The organism is Exiguobacterium sp. FSL W8-0210 (genome assembly GCF_038006045.1).
Taxonomy (GTDB): domain Bacteria; phylum Bacillota; class Bacilli; order Exiguobacteriales; family Exiguobacteriaceae; genus Exiguobacterium_A.
Window position 1 is genome coordinate 52,993 of the sequence record NZ_JBBOUK010000002.1, and the last position, 21,550, is coordinate 74,542.

General features: G+C 43.5%; 17 protein-coding genes. All 17 read left to right on the plus strand.

Going from position 1 to position 21,550, the window contains the following annotated elements; genetic code table 11:
- Nucleotides 1–262 precede the first annotated feature (262 nt).
- The 17 genes from MKY22_RS16365 (at nucleotide 263) to MKY22_RS16445 (ending at nucleotide 21,492) form a co-directional block, all read left to right on the plus strand.
- On the plus strand, nucleotides 263–6,178 hold the full coding sequence (locus MKY22_RS16365) for a DNRLRE domain-containing protein (RefSeq protein WP_341090306.1): 5,916 nt from the start codon (nucleotides 263–265) through the stop codon (nucleotides 6,176–6,178).
- Nucleotides 6,178–6,600, plus strand: coding sequence for a hypothetical protein (locus tag MKY22_RS16370; RefSeq protein WP_341090308.1), 423 nt, complete (start codon nucleotides 6,178–6,180; stop codon nucleotides 6,598–6,600). The genes MKY22_RS16365 and MKY22_RS16370 overlap by 1 nt, the downstream gene beginning before the upstream one ends.
- A 280-nt stretch (nucleotides 6,601–6,880) precedes the next feature.
- Entirely contained in the window at nucleotides 6,881–8,062 is a 1,182-nt protein-coding gene (locus MKY22_RS16375) for an IS256 family transposase (RefSeq protein WP_341088539.1), read from the plus strand.
- Nucleotides 8,063–8,585: 523 nt separating this feature from the next.
- A complete protein-coding gene (locus MKY22_RS16380; RefSeq protein ID WP_341090309.1) occupies nucleotides 8,586–9,074 on the plus strand; it encodes a helix-turn-helix transcriptional regulator in 489 nt (162 codons plus the stop codon).
- 359 nt (nucleotides 9,075–9,433) lie between these two features.
- The gene (locus MKY22_RS16385; RefSeq protein ID WP_290774284.1) at nucleotides 9,434–9,622 is read left to right on the plus strand and encodes a hypothetical protein; all 189 of its coding nucleotides are present in this window, start codon (nucleotides 9,434–9,436) and stop codon (nucleotides 9,620–9,622) included.
- 14 nt (nucleotides 9,623–9,636) lie between these two features.
- On the plus strand, nucleotides 9,637–9,861 hold the full coding sequence (locus MKY22_RS16390; protein ID WP_341090313.1) for a TrbC/VirB2 family protein: 225 nt from the start codon (nucleotides 9,637–9,639) through the stop codon (nucleotides 9,859–9,861).
- Between the two features lie 92 nt (nucleotides 9,862–9,953).
- Nucleotides 9,954–11,045: a hypothetical protein gene (locus MKY22_RS16395; protein WP_341090315.1), complete on the plus strand. Its 1,092-nt coding sequence runs from the start codon at nucleotides 9,954–9,956 to the stop codon at nucleotides 11,043–11,045.
- On the plus strand, nucleotides 10,999–13,437 hold the full coding sequence (locus tag MKY22_RS16400; protein ID WP_341090318.1) for a VirD4-like conjugal transfer protein, CD1115 family: 2,439 nt from the start codon (nucleotides 10,999–11,001) through the stop codon (nucleotides 13,435–13,437). Before MKY22_RS16395 ends, MKY22_RS16400 begins: the two co-directional genes overlap by 47 nt.
- Nucleotides 13,438–13,449: 12 nt before the next feature.
- The gene (locus MKY22_RS16405) at nucleotides 13,450–13,701 is read left to right on the plus strand and encodes a hypothetical protein (protein ID WP_029343409.1); all 252 of its coding nucleotides are present in this window, start codon (nucleotides 13,450–13,452) and stop codon (nucleotides 13,699–13,701) included.
- Nucleotides 13,702–13,720: 19 nt separating this feature from the next.
- Nucleotides 13,721–14,137 carry a hypothetical protein gene (locus MKY22_RS16410; RefSeq protein ID WP_341090322.1) on the plus strand — a complete coding sequence of 139 codons (417 nt, stop codon included), beginning with the start codon at nucleotides 13,721–13,723 and terminating at the stop codon, nucleotides 14,135–14,137.
- Between the two features lie 26 nt (nucleotides 14,138–14,163).
- On the plus strand, nucleotides 14,164–16,068 hold the full coding sequence (locus tag MKY22_RS16415; protein ID WP_341090323.1) for a pLS20_p028 family conjugation system transmembrane protein: 1,905 nt from the start codon (nucleotides 14,164–14,166) through the stop codon (nucleotides 16,066–16,068).
- Between the two features lie 4 nt (nucleotides 16,069–16,072).
- The gene (locus MKY22_RS16420; protein ID WP_341090326.1) at nucleotides 16,073–16,384 is read left to right on the plus strand and encodes a DUF5592 family protein; all 312 of its coding nucleotides are present in this window, start codon (nucleotides 16,073–16,075) and stop codon (nucleotides 16,382–16,384) included.
- 4 nt (nucleotides 16,385–16,388) lie between these two features.
- Nucleotides 16,389–17,024 (plus strand): hypothetical protein, encoded by a 636-nt coding sequence (locus tag MKY22_RS16425; protein WP_341090331.1) that lies wholly within the window; start codon nucleotides 16,389–16,391, stop codon nucleotides 17,022–17,024.
- A gap of 7 nt (nucleotides 17,025–17,031) precedes the next feature.
- The gene (locus tag MKY22_RS16430) at nucleotides 17,032–18,975 is read left to right on the plus strand and encodes a VirB4 family type IV secretion system protein (RefSeq protein ID WP_341090334.1); all 1,944 of its coding nucleotides are present in this window, start codon (nucleotides 17,032–17,034) and stop codon (nucleotides 18,973–18,975) included.
- Nucleotides 18,975–20,081, plus strand: a complete 1,107-nt coding sequence (locus MKY22_RS16435; protein WP_341090337.1) for a lysozyme family protein — start codon at nucleotides 18,975–18,977, stop codon at nucleotides 20,079–20,081. Before MKY22_RS16430 ends, MKY22_RS16435 begins: the two co-directional genes overlap by 1 nt.
- Before the next feature lie 13 nt (nucleotides 20,082–20,094).
- A complete protein-coding gene (locus tag MKY22_RS16440) occupies nucleotides 20,095–20,652 on the plus strand; it encodes a hypothetical protein (RefSeq protein WP_341090339.1) in 558 nt (185 codons plus the stop codon).
- Nucleotides 20,653–21,492 carry a hypothetical protein gene (locus MKY22_RS16445; RefSeq protein ID WP_341090341.1) on the plus strand — a complete coding sequence of 280 codons (840 nt, stop codon included), beginning with the start codon at nucleotides 20,653–20,655 and terminating at the stop codon, nucleotides 21,490–21,492.
- Nucleotides 21,493–21,550: the final 58 nt, after the last annotated feature.

Below are 21,550 nucleotides of genomic sequence, written 5' to 3' on the forward strand. Positions count from 1 at the left end.
GTGTTAAAAAGCTAATCCATCTTTCAAAATATTCTAAACAATTTTTCAGAGACACTAATATTTTTTCCAAATATTTAGGTTGATTATTTAAAATAATGTAATTAAATTTTCTGAAACATTATTAAGATAAAAATAAAAAACAATTTTTATAAAAAAATTAACATTTTATAGAATTATCATTTCTAATTTGTAATTATCATGGTACTATTTCAAATGGTGGCGTTTCCACTACAATTTTTACAAAATAGGAGATGAAAAATAGGTGAATATTAAAAAGCTTTTTAGCGGACTAATTGCCTCTACTTTACTGATTAGTTCGGTTCCTTCAAGCTTAGTGTTTGCAAATTCAAATCAAGATGATCCTAAAGAAAAAGAGGTTTCATTGAATCAAGCTATCACTACTGACGGAATGGACGAAATTGAAGCAGCACGCACAGCATTTACTAAAACATTCAAAGATAACCAAGGGAAACTGTATAAAGAAATTTATGCAGAACCAGTACATGCTAAAACTAAGGATACATTTGAAGAAATCGATAACACCGTATCGACAGATCCTTCCGATAAAGACATTCTTGCAACGGAAAATACGTCGCTTGTAGCCGAGTTCCCTAAGAACCTACAACACGATACCGGATTTACATTTAAAAAAGGACCTCACCAAGTCGAATTCGAATTGACGGGTGCCTCCAAACAAGGACAAAAAATAAACCCTAATTTATTAAGTAAAACTTCATTAGAAAATAATAAGGTTCAATATACCGATGTGTATCCTGATGTCGATCTTCGTCATATCACGTTTAACGAAGAGGTTAAAGAAGACTGGATCATTAAAAAATACACAGGAATTAATCAGTTTTCTTACACACTGCGTACAAAGTTAAAGCCTGTGCTACAACAAGACGGGTCCATCGATTTTCTTGAAAAAACAGGTGACTCTGAAGCAGTATTTACTCTTCCTGCCCCTGAAATGATGGACTCGAATATTAATGAAGGAAAAGGCGAAGGAACATATTCTAAACAATTACGTTATCTTCTTGAAGAAAACACGAATGGTACTTATAGCCTGATCTTAGATATTGACAAAGAATGGTTAGCTTCAAGTGATCGGAAATATCCAATCTACGTTGACCCTTCTGTGTCTATTGATGCTTTAGGTGATGCCTATATTTCGAGTAAGGCACCAACAACAAACTTCAATGAAAAATGGGATCCTGTTCAAGGTGAATATGTACTGCAGACAGGATACTACGATAGTACATCTGGGACGAACTACGCTTTCATCAAATTCAGTGTAGCAAACGAACTCAAAGGTGCTGTTATTGACTCCGCTTCTCTTCAAGCCTACGTTACGCATGCTTATTATGCGACACAGAAGAATGGACTATGGGTCGATGAAGCCAATAGTAAATGGGCAATTAATGAAGTCAACTGGAACAACAAACCGTCTTCAACTAAAATTTCTTCTACGTTAGTTGGTCGAGACGAATGGGCAAAGCTTGACGTTAAGAGTACGTTACAGGCATGGGTATCCGAAGAACGACCAAATACGGGCTTTAAGTTGCATACAAATGGTAACGGACAAACGTATTGGAAAAAGATTACGGCATCGGAAAGTGCAAATAAGCCGAAGTTAGTCATTTCTTACCACTATGATCAAATGCCAACACCGACGATGTCAGCTCAATTAGACAATGCTACTGCTAAAACAGGATCCGTCAACGTGAATTGGAAATCTGTTTTTGGTGCTTCTTCATACAAACTCCAAATGTTTGATGGGTACCGATATGAGACGGTTTACACAGGTAGCGGACTTAGTTGGACATCGAAGGATAAAAAGATCTTCCCAAAAGCACCCTTCACTTCTTCGTCTCGTTATAAACTCGATGGTACAGGTACCGAACTACCAGTTGATCCGTCAGCATTTTACTCAGCTAATTTAGGGAGTGCAACGACAGCGAAGGCTTATAAATTCCGCGTTATCCCTGTTTACCCGACGGGAGACGGCCCATCTTCAACTATTATCTCGAAAGAGATTCCTGTCCCAGCTGGAGAACCAGATTTACCAACGGTAACTACAGGAACGTATAGTGAAGCAGACACAATCAATAAAGGTCGAGGCTGGCTAAACGTTAAATGGAACAAAGTAGCTAACGCGACAGGTTATAAAGTTCGAATTTGGAACGGTTCCGTGTATAAAAATTATACTGTAGGAAAAGATACGACTTCGATCAGTACGAAAGGCAAAAAAATCTGGCCAACAGATGATCAGATTAAAGCGGGCGTTACAGATTTGTATGACGTGAACTTTGATGATGCTACAAGCATCGCTAAAGGTGCTGAACTTCCAATCGATCCAAGTGCTACGTATGGAAGTAGTTCAAGTCGTTATAGTGTACGTGTCATCGCAACGTCAGCTGCGGGTGACTCTCCTTCATCAGATGTTAACTACGGATATATGAAACTATATGCTCCGAAAAATGTAAGCATCACAGCAAACGACGATAATCTTGTTCAAAATAAAACGAGTTTAACGATGAAATGGTCGCCATCAGTCGGTGCAAATTATTATGAAGTTCAATTGAATAATGGCACGTCGATTGAAAAGTACAAAGTCAAAGGAACAACGTCCTTTACGACACCTAAAACAGCATATGAGTTAGGTAAAACGTATACAGCCAATGTAGTAGCCTTTTTCGATGACGATGATACGGCTTATGAATCAGAAGAAGGAAAAGTATCTGGTCAGCGTGGTCTGAGTAACCTTTCAGGAACTGCTAAAAATTCTATTAACCTTCATGAAGATTTAATAGGTATCGAGGACTTCTATTCATACGATGAAACTGAATTTGGTAATGCAACTTCTTATGTTAATGTAACAACTGGCAATATGGCATTACAATTTACAGACGAATCACTTATTTCAAAAAGTAAATTAGATTATGATTTTACAAGAACATATAATTCTCGTTCCTTTAAATCATCTTCTCTAGGATTAGGTTGGACATTTATTGGAAATGAAAGTTTGGAAGAAGTGACTGGAGGCGACGTTCATTATTCAGATGAAGATGGAACAATTCATATATTTAAAAATATTAATGGAAAGTTAATATCTCCAAAAGGTACGTATCAAGAACTACAAAAAGAAAACAATCGATATAAATTGAAAACTAAAGAAGGTCTTATCAAATATTTTGAAGAAGATCAGTTATTAAAAAAATATGTATTATCCTCATACGAGGATGAATTACAGAATAAACTTAATTTTATTAGAAATGAAAAGAAACAATTAATTGAGGTCTATGAAACTCGTGAAAATTCTAGTGCACCTGAGGATAAAATAAAGATTGAATACGAGAATAATCGAGTTAGTCAAGTGAAGCATGGTGATCATTGGACTAAGTTTTACTATTTAAATGATTTACTTGTTAAAACTGTAATTGGAAGTGAAAAAACGACTCGTACAATTACTGAAGAATTTCAATACAATACAAATAAAGAACTTCAGAAATACATTGACCCTAAAAACAGTGAAACAATTTTTGAGTACAATGTTAACAAGTTAATTTTTTCATCAAAACCAAAAGATGAAATTAATCCTTTTGTCATGAAGAGTTATAATTTTGACTCATCTCATAACGAATTCTCTGTAACAGATGAAAGTGATAATGAAACAACTTATAAGAGAGATAGTAATGGAAACAATTATGTAGTCATTGAAAAAGTTTCGCCAGGAGAAGAAAGTGATGAGAAAACACTATTTCAATACGATGATCAATACAATGTCATAAAGAAAACGTCTTCCAATGGAATAAATGAAACAAAGTCATATGATAGTAAGGGTAATGTTTTAAACATTACTACAAGTGAAGGTACTATTTCTAACGTTTATGATGAAAATAACAATATTATAAAATCGACTGACATTAATGGAGAAGTTGTGAATAATGTATACACTGACTCTCTGTTAACAAAATCTAAGATTAAAGATGAAGAAACTAATTATTCATATGATGTTTTTGGCAGAATAACTAAAGTAGAATATCCAAATGGAACGACTGAAAAAACTGAATATGATGATACTAAAAATAAAGTAAGTTTGACAGATAACCAACTGAATACTACTTCCGTCATTTACTCAATTCATGGTGAAACACTAAAAGAAATAGATGCTGAAAATCATGAAAATTCTTATGAATATGATCCATTACATCCACATCTTATAGTATCGGTTGAAAATAAATTGGGTCAAAAAACATCTTATCAATACGATGACAATAAAAACTTGAAAGTCGTTACAGATGCGTTAGGTCGTTCAAAGACTTACACATATGATAAGAATGATCACCTAATTTCAGTTAAGATGCCAACTATTGAAATAAACTACGAATACGGAATAAACGGTGATATTGAAAAAATATTATGGCCCTCTAAAAAAGAAACCAGCTATTCTTATACAGTTGATGGACAAATTGAATATGTAAATAATGGTAAAGATTCATTTAAGTACATCTATGATGGAAACGGAAATATTATAAAAGTTTTAAAAAATAATTTGTTATTAAAAAATTATTTATTCTCTGAACAGGAAAACTTATTACAAACATATTCATTTGATGCTTTTAATCAAAATTATAATTACGACGATGTTGAACGTGTTAAAGAAGTAAGTTCATCTATTGGAAAAGAATTTACCGTTTCTCAAAGCAACTCTTTTAAAGAGGAAAGTGATGATTTAAACCAAGTTCGATACACAATTGATAATGTCATACATGATTATAAAATTGATACAAACTCTTTAAATGTAAGTTCTACTGTAACTTTAAATGAAGATTTATTGAAATTAGAGACGGAATCCTATGGATTAAATTTAATTAAATCGTTAAAGTATACTTCGAAAAAACAGAAACCATTGTATATAGAATATCAATATACAAAAAGCGGTAACATCTCTAAAGAAAATATGAATGGTAAAATTACTTCTTTTGAGTACAATCTAAATGATCAATTAATAAAAGAAGTATTACAAGATCGTACCAATTCTTATATGTATGACGCTGTTGGAAATAGACTATCTGCAAATTTAGGAAATAAAGAGAATAACTATGTCTATAATAATTTAAATCAAATTACTAAAAAGAATGATATTCCCTATTTATATGATTTAGATGGAAATTTAGTCAAAGATGAAAAGTACCAATATAATTATGATGAACAACAAAATTTAATTAAGGTGCAATCTTTAGATGGTAAATTGTCTGCAGAATATACGTATGATGAAGATGGACAACGAATTTCTAAAGTAGTTGGCAATAAGACTCATCAGTATTTTTATAACGATAATTTATTATCAATTGAAGTTATAAAAGTGGGAAGTGATATTTCACAGTATCGTTATTATGAGTGGAACGAGTCTACACCTCTTGGTATGATTACTAAAACAAAAACTGACACTGGTACGTTCTCTACAAATTCTTATCAATTTTTAACAAACTATCGTGGAGATGTTTTAAGTATTCGTGATGAACTGGATAATGAAGTAGGATCATATCAGTACGATGCTTACGGGAATATCTTATCTATTCAAGGAAAAATTGCTGAAGAGAATCCGATTCGTTACGCTGGTTACTATTTCGATGACGAATCTCAAAATTATTATTTGCTGGCTCGTTATTATAATCCTGAGAATGGCGTATTCTTGGCATTAGATCCTAAAGCAGGATCTATTGATTCTCCTGAATCACAAAACCAATACAATTACACAGACAATGATCCAGTCAATCATATTGATGCAGATGGTGAAGCTAGACTAAGAATGGCATTCACTGCAGGGAAATGGTTAGCGAAAAAAGCAGGTTCAGGTATTAAATGGGCGTGGAAAAAAGTAGCGAAGTCACCTAATAAAATCGCTAAACCTATTGCTAATTTAAAAAGTAAAAAAATATCGCACATTTTGGCAAAAAAACACGATTGGGATAAAGTTGTTAAGAATGATAATGATTGGAAATCTATAGCTAAAGTAATGTCTAAAGTGCTCTCTAAAGGGAAGGAAAGTGCTTACAAAGACAGTAAAGATGTTAGAAAAAGAGTGTTGAAAATTGGTAAGCATAAAGTAACTGTAATATTTATTAGAATTAACGGGAAAATTGTAGTATCGAACGGATGGGTGAATAAATAATGAATAGAAATGTAAACTTAAATAGGTTAGAAAAAAAAATAAAGAAATTAATTTTTGACTTAGAGTTTGAACAAGCAGAGGAATTGACAAAAGATTTAAGTGAAGAGGAATTAAAAGATCTAATTTTAGCTTTAGGTGTTTATACAGAAAGTATAGTGATATATACTTTTGTATCATTTATCTTACAGCGTAATGAATCTAGCAATTTACACTATATTTCTTCTGTTTTAATGGCAGCTCCTTTATGTCATATAGAAGGTGCTTATGAAGTAGGATTATTTCATGCTAAAAAAGCGATAGAACTCAGTCCAAATGAACTTAGTTTGTATAAATACATCTTATTTTTCGAAAATAACCCTGACGGTGAATTTCCAAAAAAATATTTAAAATTTATAAAGCAAAAAATCAAAGAACTAGAATAATAAAAATTTATACTAAAAAAGAAAAAGGTTAATGTATTGACTTAATGACACTCTCCTTTCAAAAAGTAAACAGTTGAAATAAAAAACTGTTCACTTTTCGAAAGGAGTTTTTTATGGATAAATTTAAATTTTAGATACATGAGAAGTGTATATTATTAAGGTGTATGTAATAACAAAGAGAGCGTAAAATATCTTGTGTAAATGAATAAATAGAAAAAGGAAGACCTTTTCTTGTAGAATTAAGTCACCACAACCCATTCACAGAAAAGAGGCCTTCCCTATGACTCAGTTTACAACAGATATCATGCAAGCTCTAGTAAAAAAAGAAGACATCTCCGAAGTTTTCCGCAAGCATCTGGAGACAGCGGTCAATACGCTCCTTCAGACCGAACTCACAGCTTTCCTGGATTACGAAAAATATGACCGCATCGGCTTCAACTCCGGCAATTCCCGGAATGGCGTCTACACGCGGACACTCCATACGGAGTACGGGGATTTAAACCTGTCGATTCCACGTGACCGGAACGGCGAATTCAACCAACAGACGGTCGCTCCATACAAGCGCTCAAACGATACGCTGGAATCTTTCGTCATTCACATGTTCCAGAAAGGCGTCACGATGTCCGAGATCTCGGATCTGATTGAGAAGATGTACGGCCATCACTACACCCCGCAAACGATTTCCAATATGACGAAAGCGATGAGTGAACAGGTCGAAGCGTTTAAATCTCGTCCGTTGGATAAGCGCTATGCCTGTGTCTATCTGGATGCGACTTACATTTCCCTCAAGCGCGACACCGTCTCCAAGGAAGCCGTCTATATCGCAGTTGGCATCCGGGAGGATGGCTCGAAAGAAGTCCTGGCTTATACAGTGGCGCCCACGGAATCCGCGTTCGTTTGGGAAGAAGTCCTATTGGACTTAAAGGAGCGCGGTGTCGAAGAGGTGCTTCTGTTTATCTCCGACGGCTTGAAAGGCATCACCGATCGCATCTTTGCGGTTTTTCCGGATGCCAAGTATCAAGCGTGCTGCGTCCATCTGTCGCGCAACATCTCCCACAAAGTCCGTGTCGCTGACCGGCCAGAAATCTGTGAAGACTTCAAATCGGTGTACCGGGCGGAAAGCCGGAAACTGGGCGAAGAGGCACTGAAAGCCTTTGTCGAGAAATGGAAAACCGCCTATCCGAAAGTGACAAGATCATTGGAATCCAATCCCTTTATTTTCACCTTCTACGACTTCCCAAAATCGATTTGGCGAAGCATCTATTCGACAAACCTCATCGAGTCGTTCAATAAGAAAGTGAAGAAATACAGCAAGCGCAAGGAGCAATTCCCGAACGAAGATTCCTTGGACCGCTTCCTGGTTTCCCAATTCGAAATCTATAATCAGAACTTCTCCACCCGTTGCCATATCGGATTCGATCAAGCTCGTGCAGAGCTGGTTGAGATGTTCAAACAGGCTTAATCAACATATATACAAGAAAAGGATTTACTTATTTACACATAATTATTGACGGTCTCATAACAAAACAGATTTGATTAATGTGATTGTCTCTCTTACCGAACGTTTAGTTACTACCTCACATGAACGGAGAATAAATATTGTAAGAAAGATTTCGAATAATTAGTAAGCAAACATAGTAAACATAATATTGTGGAAATTAAAGACGGAGAATGTATATGTAGCCTTAGATAAATAAATATCGTTAAGTTTGAAGTGCACATTTCAGATTACTTAAGAAAGACAATTAAAATTATTGATCTTATCTCGTTTTAAAATATTTTTACAATTTAAATACATATTTAAACTTTTAGATGCCAAATCGAATAGTTTTTCATTGATAACGCATGTATCGTCAAAAATCGACATATGTAATAAAGTTGACATATTAAAATATAAGTTGAATTAACAGAATAATCTGCTATATTCTAACTATCATCAGGAAGACATTGTCATACTATGGTTCTCGAAGGAAAGGAGCATATTTATGTACCGATTCGGAGAATGGTTGCGACGTGAACGTCTGGAACATGGATGGAGTCAGGTAGAGTTAGCTGAAAAGACATACGGAGAAGTATCACAGGCAGCCATCAGCGCTTATGAGCGGAATCGTTCACTTCCTTCTATCCTGGATGTCCAAATCCTTGCGACAGCCTGTGAACAGACATTAGGATCTATTCCTTGGGATGAGTTTGACTTAAGGATGGAGAAGAAGAGAAATTGGTCCAACCTAAAGCAAGAACGTTTCGATCTAGCAGAACTGCCACTTGCGGATTCCGTCCGCACGTTTGACGGTAAGACCTATCAGCTGCACGGACGAATTGCGATCGAACAAGAGAGTAAAGAGACGCAAGAAATTTCGCAACTCTATTACCGAATCCGTACGGTCGTCGGAGAGAATCAAGTGATTGCAAAAAGAAAGCATCCGAACGATGAACTGATTCACGTATCACGCCGCAGACTAGTTCACCAGTAATAAATGCTTTATGAATACGTATCTACTTATGAAATATCACGAACCAATGATAATAGGAATAGGATTTGATGACCGTAGCAGCATATCGCTAAGGACAGTCCTTCCAATCATATATCGGCGTGTCCCTCACGTGTGACCGGATGAGCGGGATATACGCAGAAATGGTTCGGCGAGAGTCGCCTAAAACTCGCCCACAGGTCACATGTTCGTTGAGGGTCAGCGAAAAACCCTAGACAGATGTCCGGTACCGGACGTCAGAGTTCGTGGGAGAACGTGCTCCAAACCCACCGCCCTTCTCGACTTCGACTGTCCTTAAGGATGTGCTGCTGCGCATCGATCTCAAGGAAGGAGTGTACGTTATGCCGACACGTGAACAGAAGCAGAACAAGACCTTTGCTGAGAAGTTGCTCCGGATCCAAGGGAAAGACTATGAAGAGTGGCTCGACGCCCAGCATCAGCTCGTCATCCAAGAGAATCAAGAACTGATCTTGGAAGCACTCGACTCGAAACTGAACTTCACATCACCTGCAGCCACTTCACGGGATTGAGAGGAGGAAAACAGATGGGATTGAATGAGACAGGGCTTAGTTTATTAAATTTCTTTCAAGGACTCGCCGTCATTTCGGCAGCGATTGCTTTCGTAGTTGCTGGTTATTACTTCATTTTCGGGGGAGATCGTGGACGATCGAAGGCAGTCGGTTGGCTCATCGGTGGTGCCGTTGGTCTGATCATCATCACGGGCGCCGTCACGCTGGCTGAAATGGTCAATGACAACATCAAATTCTAATTGAACAAGTGATCGCACAGACCGTCATTCCAAACTGGATGGCTTTTTTTATTACCTTCGTTACGATGTCTCGCTTCAAAGGAGGAGAATATATGCTCTTCGTCCGTTTCACGGATGTACCAAAAGACGCCTTTCCGAACTATGAGCGTCTCCCTTATGAGGAGGCACTTTTATTATCGACGCAAGTCCATCAAGAAGCCCAGCAAGCGAACGAACGCTTCTCGAGTGAGTTCCGGATTTTTGATGATGCTGACCAACTCGTCTACAAAGGAATGTTCCAGTTTGGTGATCCAATCTATCCGAATCTTTATCTGCAGCTGAAGGATCGGATCCCGCGCATTCGGATCCGAAAGGAGGATGCGACGAAGAAGATCCTATTACTCGAAAACCTAGAACGTTTGACGCCGAAATCCTACAAGACGATGACGACGTCAGTGATTCAGCAACAGCCAAATGCGACACACGTCTCCCGCTTACGTCGCGGGCAACGTCGTCTTGTCTACGGAGTCAGCGGTGTCAGCCTCTTGCTCCTCGGTGCGTTGTCCGTTGTCCAACTCGTTCAGCCGGATCCACCGAGCGGCGTCCAAACGGAAACGTCAGATTGGCAACCGTTGTATGAAGCAGCGTTGACGGGAGAGACGGGTCCACTCGTCGAACGACTCGAAAAACGAAAGTCGTTGAACGATGAACAACAGCAATTCCTGATTACACAGTATGTCGAAGAACAGGACTACGACCAAGCGGTCTCCGTGACGAAGGATCCAATCGATGTCGAGACGATTATCACGCAGTCGAAACGATTCGCGACCAATCGTCAGGATACGCTGCAAGCCTTCCAAGCCGTTTATCCGACGGACGAAGGAACGTTCGATCTTGCTATCTTGCAGAAAGACTATAAACGTGCCGTCTCGCTTACGGGCGTCGAGATGACGACAGCTCGTCAGGAAGCCAAAACACGCGCTTACATCGCATTGAAAGATGTGACGAAGGCACAAGAGAGTGTTAAGACGGTCCATGACGAAGAATTGAAGAAGCAAGTCGCAACACTCGTCCAGCTGGATGACGAGATTCAAGCACTCGAGGATCAAAAGCGCCAGTTATCAGAGAAAAAAGATAAGGAAGAACTCGAAAAGCTCGATGCGTCGCTCGAAGCGAAGCAAAGACAAGCGTCTTCACTTCTTTAATGAAAGTGTGGTGACTGAAATAATGATGAACTTCTCACTTCGTTCTCTTGTTACATCCGCTTGGCTGTGGCGATGTCTTGTCTTTTTGATCGCTTTACCCATTATATTGTTCTTAGTACTCAACGTGGCGTTTCAGTTCCTGCAGCAGACAGTCCAAAACCTCTTCCAGGATGGGAAGTTAACGACCGGATCCCCGCTACAATACGATCCGAATTGGTGGACGACGCTGGCTTGGTCGACCTCCTTCGCTCTCGCTTTGTTCGGAGTCTGCTTCCTACTCGGAGGGTTTCTCTTATTGAAGTATTGGCTCAACTTCCGCGATCTCAAGGCAGCTCAAAAGGGCAGTGCCCGCTTCACGACGTTCCAAGAGCTGAAACAGCATTATCGGGACGTGCCGGATCGTAAGGAGTCTTATAGTGGATCTGGCGGTGTTCCGGTCGGGCGCTATCGTGATCGCCTCTACATCGACGATAGTGCCGTCAACAATCTCGTCATCGGGACGACCCGTTCCGGGAAGGGCGAGACGTTCGTCTTCTCGACGATCGATCTCTACAGTCGTGCCGAACGCCAAGCGAGCCTGATCATCAATGATCCGAAGGGTGAACTATTCGCCGCCTCCAAAGAGACACTCGAAGCACGCGGCTATCAGGTCGAGGTCCTGAACCTGATGAACCCGTCGCAATCGATGTCCTATAACCTGTTGCAGCTGACGATCGACGCCTATTTGGACGAAAACTACTCTCTCGCCCAACAATATTCCCGTTCGGTCGCCTACATGCTTTACCATGACCCGAAGGCAAAGGATCCGTTCTGGAGCAACTCCTCGACAGACCTCTGTACCGCCCTGATTCTCGGATTATGCGAACAAGCAAAACATGAACCGGAGAAGATCACGATGTATAACGTCGCTTTGATGTTATCCGATCTCGGATCGCGGATGGTCACGGATGACATGGGACAGGAACAATCGGCACTCGACGCCTTCTTCGCATCGTTTCCGGAGAATCACCCGGCACGTATGCAATACGCGACGCTTCACTTCTCCAGTGGTCAGACGCGCGCGAGTATCCTCGCCAATACGAATGCCAAGCTTGGGATCTTTACGCTTGATGCGACGGCACGTTTAACAGCACAGAACTCACTCGAGATGAAACTGATCGGTTTCAACCGTTGGATTCGCGGACGTGCGCTTCCCTTGTCACGGTTGACGTTCTACTTTCCAAGTGGGAAACAACTCGCCTTGACGACGGACGACGACGGGAGTTTTGTACTCCATCACGAAGAAAACCTCGAAGTGGATACCGATATCACCGTAGAAAGTGAAGGACAGCAGTACACTGTGTCACTCTCAGGTTGGAGAGACGAGACGGACGGTGTCTTCGACTGGACAACGGATGCCCCGTTCGACATACGGGAGATTCGTCAGCATCCGTGCCCCGTCGCCGTGTTCCTGATCGTTCCGGATTACGATCCGACGCTAAACGTCATCGCCTCGCTGTACGTCAAACAAGTCTATACCTCCCTCGCTCGCGTCGCCTCGCAAGCGACGAGCGGACGTTGTGAACGCCAGGTCATCTTCCTGCTCGACGAATTTGGGAACATGCCAGCGATCGAAGGGATGGCGAACATCATTACCGTCTGTCTCGGTCGGAACATCCGCTTCAACCTCGTCATCCAGTCCTATGCCCAACTCGAGAACTTTTACGGAGAGGATTGGAAAACAATTGACGGAAACTGCGGGAACACCCACTACCTACTGACAGCAGATGAGTCGACGGCAGAATTGATTTCGAAGAAGCTCGGGGAGCAGACGATCGTCACGAAGTCTCGTTCGGGACAGACGTTCTCGCTCTCAAAGTCGAAGACGGAGAGTGTCGATGGTCGGCGCTTGCTGACGGCAACCGAAGTGATGGGACTGAAGGAAGGCGAGATGTTGATCATCCGCGTCATCAAGCGGCAAGACAAACAACAGAAACGAATCCAGTCCTATCCCCTCTTCCTGACCGGACGGACGGCAATGAAATACCGCTATGAATACTTGGCAGACGACTTTAACACGGATCGTTCCATCAATGATCTCGTCATTCCCTGCGCGCATGCCCATCTCGACCTGAATACGCTTCGTATCCCGTTCCATCTCGGCGCCTCAGTTGCATCGAAAACGGTTGAGACGGATAAGGAGACGCTTGACGCAACAGAATGGCGCGTTTGTGATGTTCTGCAGCCGAAAATCCTACGCTCGATCTTCGAGACGACAGAATACGATACGTTACCGATTGATCTGTTCGAACAAGGCATCCTAGATAAGACAATACCTGTGACCGACAACCAGCGCCATTTCTTGAAGACGATCATCAGCAAACGACTCGAGAAACTTCGTCATGGCGTCTAAGGAGGGCATCAAATGACAGAACTGACACGCACCGAACGCGTTCAGCGTGAACTCCGCGTCATCGCAACCATCATCAAGGAGAATAAAAAGCGTCTCCGCCGCGGTGAAGTTTTGAATATCCAGACCCGGGACGGCTTTCTCGTCGTATTTGAGGAAGAAGACCCAGACTCAGGCGACCGAAAAACTGTTACGCTTATAGACACATTCGATTTCCGGGTTCACGTCAGTAATGGCGATTTAACGGATCCGGAACAGGTTTTATAAATGGAAAAGGGGTGGAGGCATGCAAGCGAAACGAGTACTCTCCGGACTATTGATTTCCTCTGCGTTACTTTTGGTCGGTTGTAGTGAAAATAGTGAAGAAAAGTCTCTTAAACAAGTTTCTGTAAAAGAAATTGATCAACTAAAAGATAGTGATCAAAGCAATTTCTTACTTGTTGATAGCGACAGTAAAGCAGAATTTGAGCCTTATGTAGATAAAGTGAAGGACATCGCTGAGAAAGAAGATGTACAAGTAAACTTGTTTAATCCTTTTCAACCTAACGGAAAAGATTTAGAAAATCGTGCTACAGATGAACATGGAGAATTAAAGGGTGGTCGTCTGTACAAACTAGAGAATGGTAAATTAGTTCGTTCTCTCGACCTTACTACGTTAGATGACAAGGCAATCGAAGATGAAGTAGCCTCTTTTATTAATTAAAAGCAGACAGAGAAGGGAGGACCATCATGGCTAATGGAGATCTAGCATCCAAACTGGAGGAATTTCAAGACTTACTGAGCATCAGTGATTTAGTGAGAGATGCGCTTCGTTCTATTGGTTGGCTTCTCGTTAGAGGTCTCTCCTTCATCATCGATGGTCTTGAACAGATTACAAACGACATCCTCCTCATAAAATCATTCTTTAATAATCCTCAAGTGGTTGAATTCGTTCAGACGATTCAACCTTTTTTGTATGTCATTTTAGCCGGGAGCTTTTTATTCACCGGTTACTTGATGATTTTTCAGAAAAAATTTGATCGAGAAGGGTTTCTCATCAATCTGTTTATCACTTTGTTAGTTTTAGGGTTGTTATCTCCGACAATGATAAAGACAAGTGAGTTCACAGACAAAGCCATTACAAGCATCAATCAAGATGGAGTATATGAAAATCGGGATCATACTCTATCACAATCAGTGCTCCAAAAAAATGTACATGATTTAGTCGAATACGATAAAACTGCTTTCAAAGATACAAAAATTAAAATTCCAAACTCTATTCCAGCAAGCCAAATCAAGAATATAGACATCAATGATGTATTTGATAGCGATGAGTATCGATTGAGTAAAGAAGGTGAAGATATTTCTCAGAACAAACTTGCTTGGAATGGGAAAGAAATGACCGAAACCGAGTTAGACCAGAGCGGTGTTGAATGGAACAACCAGTACTACTATCGCTATCATCCGAACTGGCTGACGATTCTTGTCACGCTTGGCGTGATGGGCTTCACTCTTTTCTCGATTGCCTACAAGCTGGCTCGACTTTCGTTCGAGCTGGCTTTTAATTATGTTCTAGCGATTTTAGTCGCTCCCGCTGATCTACACAGCGGACAAAAGACGAAGAAAGTCATTCAAAGCATCCTGAACACGTTCCTCGTTATCATCTTGATTTTCGTCTCGATCAAGCTCTATACGATCGGGACGGCTTATCTTGCTGATACACTTGACGGTCTCGCCTATTTGATTGCGTTGATTGCTTTCTCCGCTGCCTTGATTGATGGACCAAACATGGTCGAACGTCTATTCGGGATTGATGCGGGTCTGAAACGCGGGTGGGGTGTCGCACTTGGGGCGTATGCTGTCGGGAAAGGTACTGCAAAAGTCGGAACTCACATTGCTGGACAGACGATGAAGAGGACATCACGCCCTACTACTCCATCCGCCTCAGAAGCTGCCAGTACAAAATTACCGCCGAACCCACCACCTAATGGTGGTACACCGACGGGTCGTCCGGATCGTTCGTCTAACAGTGTGCCAGTTCGTTCGCAAGCACAAGAGCGCGCTTCACGACCAACTGGACAAGAGAACCAACGTATCGAATCGGCTGATTTATCAATGCATAACGCGAATCCGGAGAGTTCGACTGCAACAACATCAGAGCAGTCCACGTCACGTCGTCCGGACTCCGTCTTACCACCAACATCTGCGACTACTTCGCCATCATCGCCAACATCTGTTGCACAACCGAAGATGCCTGATGAATCGATGAAAGAACAACCAACTACTTCACCTGATGCGTTCAATACCTCTGAAACATCTGCCGCGTCGCAGACTATTTTATCGTCGGAGCAACCCATTGGATCACGTGCACCTCGTCCAACTTCTGTTCACTCAGGGTCAACATCTGACATGACATCTGAAGAGGCAACACCTACCGTCTCCTCTTCAGGAGCGAGCAATCCTTCGCCTTCTATCACTGAGTCGCAGGAGACATCATCCGGAACACAGCGGCAACGAAAGTCGATCTATCAGACACTTGAAACGACGACACAAAAAGAACTCAAGCATGTCGAACAAACACAGACACGCGTGACGTCAGAATCGTCTCGCATGTACTCGACGGATGTTCCGCATCTAGACCCGAAAAAGGAGTGAGGATATGCAACAGCGCCAATACCGGATTCCGAACGAAGTCACGACCGAACTCAAGATCAACAAGATGCTCTACCTCTATGATTTACTATTCCTCGTCGCCTTGATCATCGTCCGTTTGATTGCCCTACCGTTCATCCCGGACGTCTTGCATCTACCGTTCACGTGTTTCCTCGTCGGGTTTGGACTTTTCCTTGTCATCCGACCGACGACGAATCCGGAGAAACGGATGATTCACGTGCTCTATTACGCGCTGATCAAGAAGAAGGACACCTATATCGCGTTGACCGACCGGAATGAATCTTCGAAAGGAGCGTGATCAGATGAGTTTATCGGAAGACACACGATCGAAGACGAATCTTACGACTAATATCAACTGGCTCGACGAGGTACAGTTGACGACACCGAAAGCACTCAAGGAGAAGCGCGTCCGAATCCCACCGTCTGTCGTCTCCCTCTTGCCAATCGTCGACTCCACAACGCTCGATGTTTTCGAGATGCAGGATGGGACGTTTTGCGACATCATTCAACTGACTTCAAAAGATATTTATGGACTATCTGAGACGGAGAAGGATCATGACATCTTCTCCCTCACCTATCTTTTGCAGGCGTACATTTATCCATTGAAGGTGATCCCCCTCAATACACCGCTCAACCTGGAGAAACAGAAACAACGGATCGAGCGACAGCTACGTCAAAATCAAAACGTCGCCTATCGCCCATTCCTTCAAAAGAAGAAACAGGAACTGATTTACCTTGAGGAGCATCGCACGAATCGCGATTATCTCCTCTTTTTTTATGCCCCGGACGAGGCGATGCTTCGGGAACGGAAGCATCAACTAACGAAACTACTTCGACGCAGCAATCCGATGGTCGAACTGACGCTCGAACAGAAAATCCATATCCTGTTCCAACTACACAATCCGAATACCAAACCGACACAGGATGGAAAGGAGTGATGATGGCATGTGGCGTACGCGTTTTCTACGGAAGCAGGACCCGGAGACGGTCAAACAACAGGACGGCTACAATCCGACATTCGTCCAAACGATCCAACCACAAGGCGGACTCCGCTTCGAGCCGAACTATGTCCGGACCGGTGACGGCTATCTCGCCTGCCTCCATGTCTATAAATATCAATCAACGGTCTATGATTTCTGGCTCGAACCAATCCTCAACCTGCCTGGTGTCTTGACGACGCTCGATATTGGGACGGCAGACAAACGGGAGATGATCCGGACAATCAACAAATCGATGGCCGAGCAGAATACGCGCTTCGAGAATGCGAAGGATAATGTCGACCGGATCGATGCGCGTGAGACGTACAAGGAACTGAATGAACTCTATGAACAGATCACACAGGGTGAGACGATGAAGTACTTGCACCTTCGGCTCTACGTGAAAGCGAAGACACTCGACGTACTCGAACGTCAGGTACAGGACGTGATGGAAGAACTCGAAGCACGGAATTTTCGCGCAACCGTCTTCCTCAACGAACAGGAATGGGAGTGGCAAAGTCTCTTCCTCAGCTATGAGCAACAGCAAAAATTACCGAATAGGCGTCGTGGGAAAGAGATTCCGTCGCTCTCGATCGCGGGTGGTTATCCGTTCCACTTCACGTCGCTACAGGATGCGACCGGGACCTACTACGGGACAACGGATACCAATGGTAGTGTCATCTTCGATCTGTTCCATAAAGACAAACAACGGAAGTTCTATAACGCGTTGATGATCGGGAAGATGGGATCGGGGAAGTCAACCTTGCTCAAGAAGACGGTCCTCGATCAAGCGATCAAAGGCAATCACGTCCGTATCTTGGACGTGACGGGTGAGTTCTCCGACCTCGTCCGACAACTCGGCGGGAAAGAGATTGCCCTCGATGGTTCAGCTGGTCGGATCAATCCGCTCCATGTCTATAAGACGGTGACGCACGCCGACGGTTCGGCAGACGAAGCACTATCGTTCATGCAACACCTGTCGAAGATTGCTGTCTTCTATCACTACATCAATCCGGCAGCAACGCAGGAAGAAGCAAACGAGTTCGAGATTCTATTGCGACAGCTCTACCTTGAAAAAGGACTCTGGAACGAGGACGGTGACGCACCGATCACGACACATCCAGCGAACACCTATCCCGTCTTCTCCGACTTCTTAGCGCTGGTCCGTTCCGAATTGTATGTCGATGCTGCGCGGACGACAATCCGCGAGACCATCAGTGCAAACCGTGTTAGACGCCTCGAGAACATCGAGCTCGCGATCACGAACCTCGTCCACAATTACGGCAACATCTTCGATGGACACTCTTCGATCGAACGGTTCGATGAGGAAGCAATCGTCTCCTTCCCACTACGTAACCTGACGAACTTAAAGGACGAAATTTTTCAGGCACAGGTCTTCAACCTGATGAACATGCTCTGGGACGGGATGATCCTCAACGGTGCCGGACAACTCCGTAGCTACAACCAGGGCGAACTGTTGATCGAGGATGCCTTCAAGTATTTGATTGTCATTGATGAGGCGCATCACCTGATTAATACACGGGACATCGCCCAACCTGCGATTCTATACCTGCAACAGTTCATGCGCGAAGCACGGAAATACTTCGGTGGTATCTTCTTCGCCTCCCACTTGATCACGGACTTCGTTCCGACCGGTTCAAAGTCGGAAAACGCGGAGAACGTCAAGACGTTGTTTCAGCTGACGCAGTATAAGTTCATCGGCGAGCAGGATGCCGAGAGCATTCCGACGATCCAGATCGTCTTCGACGGACAGTTGACGGAGAGTGAGACGCGGTTGATTCCGTCGCTCGAGACGGGACGGATCGTCCTCAGCATCTCCGGTGTGAAGACGCTGATTTTCGATGTCGATGTCTCACCCGAGGAGTTGACCTTATTCGGAGGTGGTGCCTGATGTGGAGTACGGTCCGGCAGTCGGCACGTGTCGCCGTCCGGATGAAATGGCGACTCCTGACCTTAAAGTATCGTCTAATTGCTCTCGGAATCGCGCTTCTGCTTCTCCTACTGATCATCCTCGTCGCAGGGATTCTCGATACGTTGACCGGGATCGAGAATGAACAGGCGACGGAGACACCGATCGCTTACTCGGACGCGAGTCTGCAAGTCAGTGATGATGTTCTGCGATACCGGGAAGAGATCGCGCGTGAATTGAAGAAGGAACAACTCGAGGGACAGACGAACGTCGTCCTTGCGTTGATGATGCAGGAAAGTGGCGGACGTGGGAATGATCCGATGCAAGCGAGTGAATCGAAGTGCGGACGGATCGGCTGCATCACCTCTCCTGATGAGAGCATTCAGTACGGTGTGAAGCACTTCGCGTCGGTCTTCCGACAAACGAACGAGGATGTCAAGTTGACGCTCCAGAGTTACAACTTCGGAGGTGGCTTCATCGATTACGTTCAAGACAATGGTGGACGTTATACAAAGCAACTTGCAATCTCTTTTTCACAGATGATGTATCAACGCGTCAAGAAGAGCGGCATCTATCAGTGCCATCGTCCGAGCGCGATCGAGCATCAAGCCTGTTATGGCGACATCGAATATGTTGATGCCGTGCTCCGTTATCTGACACCGGCGGTACTAGCAGAAGGCAAGACAGGACCGATCAAAGGGACACTCCATGCCCCGCTCGACATCCCGCTGCAGATGACGTCGGGGTTCGGATCACGGATCGTTTTCGGAAAGACGGACGTCCATACGGGCATCGATTTTAGTTGTCACGATACGGATACCGTCCACGCCGTTCGCTCCGGTACCGTCACCTATAGTGGCTTGCGCGGACCGTATGGGCAGTTGATTCAGATCAAACAGGGCGACTGGATTACCGCTTACGCGCACCTTTCCGCACGTCAGGTTAAGACGGGACAGAAGATTGAAGCTGGGCAGGCGATCGGGATGTGTGGATCGACCGGACGGTCGACGGGTAATCATCTCCACATCGAATTCAAGACGAGCGACTGGTCCGGACATATCGATCCGGCACCATTGTTTTCGCTATAAGGAGGGATGCACCATGGCATTGACGAGTCGGCATCTCCTGTGGCTCGTGTTGTTCTGTCTGCTGCTATCGATCAGTGCCAATCTCTATCAATATCGTTCCCTGGCATCAGATAGACCGCATCGAATCGAAGAGAAAGCCGAGAAGAATGTGTTACCAAAAACGACGGTGTCGGATTCAACTATCTCGACTGACGAACAAGAGCAAGAACAGAACTCGACTATTTCTAAGACAGCAGAACGCTTTATCACATTCGCGTTTACATGGGAGGACGGGACCTATCCAACACGCAAACGACAAGCTGATCAGTATATGACGGAGTCCCTTAAACGGACGTTGTTCGCAAGTAACGGAAGCGATGACAAGTTCACCGCCTCTGTCGCTGACATCGAAGTTTTTCTAAACCGTGACGATCCGGAGCATTGCCTTGTCCGCTTCAAACGCACGTTGACGATCGATTCAAACGACTATGAAGAGACATCCGATGAGCTGGTCGAACTGACGTTTACGAACCAAGACAGTCGTTACATCGTCGATCAAATGAAGAGTCTCAAGTCGTCAGGAGGTGTTTAAATGCAGACAGGAAAACGAAAGACGTTGACCCGTGACTGGTCGCGCTTATATCTCGGAACAGGGATGTTTTTCTTAATCGGCTTTCTATTTTTCGGTTTCTCCTCCCTCTTCTTTGCTGAGGAACAACCGATCAATGCAACACCAATCGGTGAAGAACAGCGGTTGACGAATGGACAAACCGTCACGCTTCTTGACTGGTCGCATGATACGAGACGGAAACAGATGCGTGTCCGCCTCCAGTTCGATCAACCCCAAGACTACGCGACGAGACTTGTCACACGCGTCGCTTACAAGGAACGACCGACGGATGAACAGCGCGTCCAAGTCGTCTATCATCAGGACGAGCACTACGTCTTCGAAATCGAAGATGTACCGCACGACTTTGATCAGCTAGCCCTTCGCTTGTATGTCATTGAACCTCAACAGTCATTCGAGAAGCTGAGTGCTACGAAGCGAGAAGAGGCGCTCGTCGAATCACTTTACATGGATCAGCGACGTGTCTTAAGGACATCACTTTCTATTCAACAAGCAGACGACTATGCGCAACTTTTTCTCGCTGACGAGCACGTGCAAAGTCAAAAACAGGTCAAGAAAATGAAACGCGAACAGATGGCGCACGCTTCTCTCATCCAGCAAATCGAACAGGACATCGAGACAAAACAAGCCACCTTACCCGACCTGACACTCGATGAACAAGTCGAACGTGAGGACGAAATCTTCAATCTGAAGCAGGACAAAGAAGACGCACTGTTACGACAAACGGAATTGAAAAAACAACTCACGCAAGAAGAAAAAAGACAAGATCAGCTGCGCATTAAAGCACGTGAACTGAAATGGTAAGGTGGCAAACGCCGTGCCAAAATGCCGTTTTTAGTGGCACGCTGTGTGACCTTTTCGC

Bases quoted from the DNA above. Each gene is read 5' to 3' on its own strand.
- MKY22_RS16425 (WP_341090331.1), top strand. From the start codon at position 16,389: ATGAGTTTATCGGAAGACACACGATCGAAGACGAATCTTACGACTAAT.
- MKY22_RS16385 (WP_290774284.1), top strand. From the start codon at position 9,434: ATGCCGACACGTGAACAGAAGCAGAACAAGACCTTTGCTGAGAAGTTG.
- MKY22_RS16410 (WP_341090322.1), top strand. From the start codon at position 13,721: ATGCAAGCGAAACGAGTACTCTCCGGACTATTGATTTCCTCTGCGTTA.
- MKY22_RS16400 (WP_341090318.1), top strand. From the start codon at position 10,999: ATGCGTCGCTCGAAGCGAAGCAAAGACAAGCGTCTTCACTTCTTTAAT.
- MKY22_RS16440 (WP_341090339.1), top strand. From the start codon at position 20,095: ATGGCATTGACGAGTCGGCATCTCCTGTGGCTCGTGTTGTTCTGTCTG.
- MKY22_RS16445 (WP_341090341.1), top strand. From the start codon at position 20,653: ATGCAGACAGGAAAACGAAAGACGTTGACCCGTGACTGGTCGCGCTTA.
- MKY22_RS16415 (WP_341090323.1), top strand. From the start codon at position 14,164: ATGGCTAATGGAGATCTAGCATCCAAACTGGAGGAATTTCAAGACTTA.
- MKY22_RS16390 (WP_341090313.1), top strand. From the start codon at position 9,637: ATGGGATTGAATGAGACAGGGCTTAGTTTATTAAATTTCTTTCAAGGA.
- MKY22_RS16420 (WP_341090326.1), top strand. From the start codon at position 16,073: ATGCAACAGCGCCAATACCGGATTCCGAACGAAGTCACGACCGAACTC.
- MKY22_RS16405 (WP_029343409.1), top strand. From the start codon at position 13,450: ATGACAGAACTGACACGCACCGAACGCGTTCAGCGTGAACTCCGCGTC.
- MKY22_RS16430 (WP_341090334.1), top strand. From the start codon at position 17,032: ATGTGGCGTACGCGTTTTCTACGGAAGCAGGACCCGGAGACGGTCAAA.
- MKY22_RS16435 (WP_341090337.1), top strand. From the start codon at position 18,975: ATGTGGAGTACGGTCCGGCAGTCGGCACGTGTCGCCGTCCGGATGAAA.
- MKY22_RS16370 (WP_341090308.1), top strand. From the start codon at position 6,178: ATGAATAGAAATGTAAACTTAAATAGGTTAGAAAAAAAAATAAAGAAA.
- MKY22_RS16380 (WP_341090309.1), top strand. From the start codon at position 8,586: ATGTACCGATTCGGAGAATGGTTGCGACGTGAACGTCTGGAACATGGA.
- MKY22_RS16375 (WP_341088539.1), top strand. From the start codon at position 6,881: ATGACTCAGTTTACAACAGATATCATGCAAGCTCTAGTAAAAAAAGAA.
- MKY22_RS16395 (WP_341090315.1), top strand. From the start codon at position 9,954: ATGCTCTTCGTCCGTTTCACGGATGTACCAAAAGACGCCTTTCCGAAC.